At 69.2% G+C, this 5,395-nt stretch carries 6 protein-coding genes; 5 read left to right on the top strand and 1 reads right to left on the bottom strand.

All coding sequences use genetic code 11. The features are described 5' to 3' along the window. Positions 1–457: aconitase family protein (locus tag AC2VOR_RS01445; RefSeq protein WP_486963062.1), on the bottom strand; the 457-nt coding region annotated here is incomplete at its 3' end. Positions 458–698: 241 nt separating this feature from the next. Here AC2VOR_RS01445 and AC2VOR_RS01440 point away from each other — a divergent pair. The 5 genes from AC2VOR_RS01440 to AC2VOR_RS01420 form a co-directional block, all read left to right on the top strand. Then, on the top strand, positions 699–1,250 hold the full coding sequence (locus AC2VOR_RS01440; RefSeq protein ID WP_486963061.1) for an Rv1476 family membrane protein: 552 nt from the start codon (positions 699–701) through the stop codon (positions 1,248–1,250). Positions 1,251–1,481: 231 nt separating this feature from the next. Further along, entirely contained in the window at positions 1,482–2,921 is a 1,440-nt protein-coding gene (gene ripA / locus AC2VOR_RS01435; RefSeq protein WP_486963060.1) for an NlpC/P60 family peptidoglycan endopeptidase RipA, read from the top strand. Between the two features lie 10 nt (positions 2,922–2,931). Next, complete coding sequence (gene ripB, locus AC2VOR_RS01430; protein ID WP_369739115.1) at positions 2,932–3,660, top strand: NlpC/P60 family peptidoglycan endopeptidase RipB; 729 nt, start codon at positions 2,932–2,934, stop codon at positions 3,658–3,660. Between the two features lie 151 nt (positions 3,661–3,811). Then, positions 3,812–4,945 carry a chaperone MoxR1 gene (gene moxR1, locus AC2VOR_RS01425; RefSeq protein WP_369739114.1) on the top strand — a complete coding sequence of 378 codons (1,134 nt, stop codon included), beginning with the start codon at positions 3,812–3,814 and terminating at the stop codon, positions 4,943–4,945. Positions 4,946–4,995: 50 nt separating this feature from the next. Beyond that, positions 4,996–5,395: DUF58 domain-containing protein (locus tag AC2VOR_RS01420; RefSeq protein ID WP_486963063.1), on the top strand; the 400-nt coding region annotated here is incomplete at its 3' end.

The following is a 5,395-nucleotide window of genomic DNA, read 5'->3' as shown; positions in this document are numbered from 1 at the left end:
CGTTGCGCTGGTACTCGAGCTCGACGTTGCGCTCGAACGCGTCGGGGGTGCCGAACAGGTCGGCGATCACCGAGTGGTCGATCACCAGGTCGGCGGGCGCGAGCGGGTTGACCTTGTCCGGGTTACCGCCCAGATCGCCGATGGCCTCGCGCATGGTGGCCAGGTCGACGATGCAGGGCACGCCGGTGAAGTCCTGCATGATGACGCGGGCGGGCGTGTACTGGATCTCGATGCTGGGCTCGGCCTCGGGGTCCCAGTTCGCAATGGCTTCGATGTGGTCCTTGGTGATGTTGCTGCCGTCCTCGTTGCGCAGCAGGTTCTCGGCGAGCACCTTGAGGCTGTACGGGAGTTTCCCGGTGTTGGGGACGGCGTCCAGGCGATAGATCTGGTAACTCTTGTCGCCGACCTTCAGGTCGTTTCGGGCTCCGAACGAGTTCACAGGATCCTTGCTAGTCACATCAACTCCCGGGGATTGAGTTCTTGCGCCGACGGGCCGTGCCGGCGGAGCCACTTTAACAGTACGGTTGTCCTGCATTGCGACCGCACGCGTACCTCCCCAGTCTTGTCGCCTCCAGCGCGGGTTTAAACCCCCCGTTACCGCTCGATCGCCCGCCATCTCCGCGCGTCGGCGCCCGTGCGGCGTGGCCGGCCCGGGGGGTCGCGTACCGTTTCTGTAGCCGTGCGGAAGGAGCGACGCGATGACGGGCCACGATTCCTTCGGCCTCCTGCCCACCTACATTCCGCAGGACGTCGACATGACCGTGGTCAAGGCACAGGTGGCGGCGGACGGGGTCAGCGCCCCGCCGGCGGCGGTGCCGGGACTGCTCGATGTGGTAAACCAGGCACGCGCCGAGGGTATCGACCTCAAGATCGTGCTGCTCGACCACAATCCGCCCAACGACACGCCCCTGCGCGACATCTCCACGGTGGTGGGCGCCGACTATCCGGACGCCACGGTCCTCACGCTCAGCCCCAGCTATGTCGGCAGCTACAGCACGCGGTTCCCGCGTGTGACGCTCGAGGCCGGCGAGGACCACTCCAAGACGGGCAACCCGGTGGTCTCGGCCCAGAACTTCCTGCATGCGCTGGAGACGCCCGAATTCCCTTGGACCGGGCTGACCATAGTGCTGTTGGTCGGGGTGCTCGCGGCCGCCGTCGGCACCCGGTTCCTGCAGCTGCGCGGACGGCGTGCGGCAACGTCGGCCATCGCTGCCGACGCTTCGGCGGCCGAGCCCGCCGAAGGTTCCTGACAAGGGAATTCGGTCTGAGTCGTCGTCGGGGCGCAACCCCGGTGATCACGACTGGCAAAGGCGACGGGTAACCGTTCGGTCACATTAAACGCACGTCCAGAATGCAGTTTGTGACCACCGTTTCCACAGCGGCATCTGTGACGTACGGTGCAAATGATGCTCGTGTTATCTATGGCGCCTTACGTCACGATCTGCGCCGTCCGTTCGCGTCAGACGTAGGAGACCTGTCGAATGAGAGGCACCATCCGGGGCTTTTCTGGGCGACCGGCCGCAAGGCTGGGCCGGCCGGTCATCCCGACGGTCCTGGGTTCGCTCGTCAGCGCGGCGCTGCTGGTGGGCACGCCCGGGCTCGCGCACGGTGATCCCGTTGCCGACAAACTGGCGGCGGCGATCGCCAACGTCGCCAAGGCCAACCAGCGCCTGGAGGACCTGAACGCCGAAATCCAGACGGAACTCGAAAGCGTCAACAAGGCCATGGTCGACGTCGAGACCGCGCGGGACGATGCCGCCGCGGCCGAACATGACGTCGAGATCAGCCGGGGCGCCGTCAAGGACGCCGATGCGGCGATCGCCGGGGCGCAGCGCCGCTTCGACCACTTCGCGGCGGCTGTGTACATGAACGGCCCGTCGGGCAGCTACCTGACCGCGACCAGCCCCGAAGACATCCTCGCCACCGCGGCGACCGCCCAGGCCCTGACCGCCAGTTCGCAGTCTGCGCTGGACAAGCTGCAGCGCGCCCGCACCGAGCAGGTGAACCGGGAGTCGGCGGCGCGGCTTGCCAAGCAGAAGGCCGACAAGGCGGCCGCCGACGCCAAGGCCGGCCAGGACGCGGCCGTCGCCGCGTTGGTGGACTCCAAGAACAAGTTCATCCGCCAGCGCGAAGAGGTCACCCGCCTGGCCGCCGAGCGCGACGAGGCTCAGGCCACGCTGGAGGCCGCGAAACGCGAGGCCGCGCGCAAATGGTCGGCGGGCGGCGGCGGATCCGGCGCCCCGCCGTCCGGTGACCGCTGGGAATCCGGCGGTTCCGCCGCGCCGGCGGCCGGGGGGCGCAAGTGGGACGGCGCCTGGGACCCGACGCTTCCGATGGTGCCCAGCGCCAACGTCCCCGGCGACCCGGTCGCGGTGGTCAACCAGGTGCTGGGTTACTCGGCGACCTCGGCTCAGGTCACCGCCAGCATGGGACGAAAGTTCCTGCAGGGCCTGGGCATTCTCAAACCGGACGACACCGGCTTCACCAACGCCCCGGGCCGGATCCCGAGGGTCTACGGGCGGCAGGCCTCCGAGTACGTGATCCGGCGCGGGATGTCGCAGATCGGGGTGCCGTACTCCTGGGGCGGCGGCAACGCGGCCGGCCCCAGCAAGGGCATCGACTCGGGGGCCGGGACCGTCGGCTTCGACTGCTCGGGCCTGGTGCTGTATTCGTTCGCGGGGGTGGGCATCAAGCTGCCGCACTACTCGGGGGCGCAGTACAACCTGGGCCGCAAGATCCCGTCGGCGCAGATGCGCCGCGGCGACGTCATCTTCTACGGACCTGGCGGCAGTCAGCACGTGACCATCTATCTCGGCAACGGGCAGATGCTCGAGGCCCCCGACGTCGGGCTGAAGGTGCGCGTCGCGCCCGTGCGCACCAGCGGCATGACGCCCTACGTGGTCCGCTACATCGATTACTGAGCGAGGAGCCATGCGCCGCAATCGGTTTCGCCTCACCAAGCTCGTCTGGATCACCACCGTGGTGACCGGGCTGATAGTGTCCGCGGCCGGCCGCGCACCCGTGGCCACCGCCGACCCCGGCCCCTGGGACCCCACACTGCCGGCCATGATCAGCGCGGGCGCGCCGGGGGACCCGCTCGCGGTCGCCAACGCGTCGCTGCAGGCGACCGCGCAGGCCACCCAGACCACCTTCGATCTGGGCAGGCAGTTCCTGGGCGGTCTGGGTATCAACCTTCCCGGCGGCGAGGCTCCCGCCGCCGCCACCAATCCCGGCGGCAAGATCCCGCGCGTCTACGGCCGCCAGGCCATCGAGTACGTGATCAAGCGGGGCGGCTCCCAGATGGGCGTGCCCTACTCCTGGGGCGGGGGCTCGCTGCAGGGGCCCAGCAAGGGCGTCGGCGACGGCGCCAACATCACCGGCTTCGACTGCTCGGGGTTGATGCGGTACGCCTTCGCCGGCGTCGGTGTGCTGATCCCGCGGTTCTCCGGTGACCAGTACAACGCCGGCCGCCACATCCCGCCGAGCCAGGCCCGCCGCGGCGACCTGATCTTCTACGGCCCCGGCGGAGGCCAGCACGTGACCATGTACCTGGGCAACGGCCAGATGCTCGAGGCCTCCGGAAGCGCCGGCAAGGTCACCGTCAGCCCGGTGCGCAAGCCCGGCATGACGCCCTACCTGACTAGGATCATCGAGTACTGACCCAGGCGCGGGTCGCCCGGGTGATTGCCGGGTGCAGCCGCGGCGTCGACGGAATCCGGCGGGCCTGGAATAGTTGGACGCGGGCACGTGACTGCCCCACGATTTCGGTCGTGCCGGCATATGTGTCCGATTGAGCTGTGGAGGGTTGCTAATGACATCAGCAGGCGGGCCGCCCCCGGGCGCCAGCGGTTACTCGGGCCCGGGCGCGCACGTCGCCTCGCCGGCCCAGGACGGACCCTCCGTCGGCGGTGACGGGCTGGCGGCCGAGGTCCACACGCTGGAACGGGCGATCTTCGAGGTCAAGCGGATCATCGTCGGCCAGGACCAGCTGGTGGAGCGGATGCTCGTCGGCCTGCTGTCGAAGGGACATGTGCTGCTCGAGGGGGTTCCCGGCGTGGCCAAGACGCTGGCCGTGGAAACCTTCGCCAAGGTCGTCGGCGGCACGTTCGCGCGCATCCAGTTCACGCCCGACCTGGTGCCCACCGACATCATCGGTACCCGCATCTACCGGCAGGGCCGCGAGGAGTTCGACACCGAGCTCGGCCCCGTGGTGGTCAACTTCCTGCTCGCCGACGAGATCAACCGCGCCCCGGCCAAGGTGCAGTCGGCGCTGCTGGAGGTCATGCAGGAACGGCACGTGTCGATCGGCGGCAAGACCTTCGACCTGCCCAACCCGTTCCTGGTGATGGCCACGCAGAACCCCATCGAGCACGAGGGCGTCTACCCGCTGCCCGAGGCGCAGCGGGACCGCTTCCTGTTCAAGATCAACGTCGGCTACCCCTCGCCCGAGGAGGAGCGCGAGATCATCTACCGGATGGGCGTGAAGCCGCCGCAGCCCAAGCAGATCATGAATCCCGGCGACCTGCTGCGCCTGCAGGACATCGCGGCCAACAACTTCGTCCACCACGCGCTGGTCGACTACGTGGTGCGCGTGGTCACCGCCACCCGCCATCCCGAGCAGCTCGGGATGAACGACGTCAAGTCCTGGATCTCGTTCGGGGCCTCCCCACGCGCCTCGCTGGGGATCATCGCCGCCTCGCGCTCGCTGGCGCTGGTGCGCGGGCGCGACTACGTGATCCCGCAGGACATCGTCGAGGTGATCCCCGATGTGCTGCGCCACCGGCTGGTGCTGACCTACGACGCGCTGGCCGACGAGATCTCTGCCGAGGTCGTCATCAACCGGGTGCTGCAGACGGTTGCCCTCCCGCAGGTGAACGCCGTTCCGCAGCAAGGCCAATCGGTGCCGCCGGTGATGCAGGCCGCGGGCGTGGCCAGCGGTCGGTGACCGACACCGACCCCGCCGCGGTGCCTGCGGCTCCTCGCCATCCACCGTCGATGCAGCGCGGGCAGATCAACGACCCGAAGCTGTCGGCGGCGCTGCGCACCCTCGAGCTCACCGTGCGGCGCAAGCTGGACGGCGTGCTGCACGGCAATCACCTCGGGCTGATCCCCGGGCCGGGCAGCGAACCGGGGGAGTCGCGGGAGTACCAGCCCGGGGACGACGTCCGCCGGATGGACTGGGCGGTCACCGCGCGCACCACGCATCCCCACGTGCGGCAGATGATCGCCGACCGGGAGCTCGAGACCTGGCTGGTGGTCGACATGTCGGCCAGCCTGGACTTCGGCACCGTGGGATGCGAGAAGCGCGACCTGGCGGTGGCGGCGGCGGCCGCGATCACCTACCTCAACAGCGGGGGCGGCAACCGGCTCGGCGCGCTGATCACCAACGGCGAGA

The organism is Mycobacterium sp. TH-M103, assembly GCF_057473785.1.
Note: the sequence above shows the minus strand (reverse complement) of the source record. Positions and strands in the feature narration are given on the sequence as shown.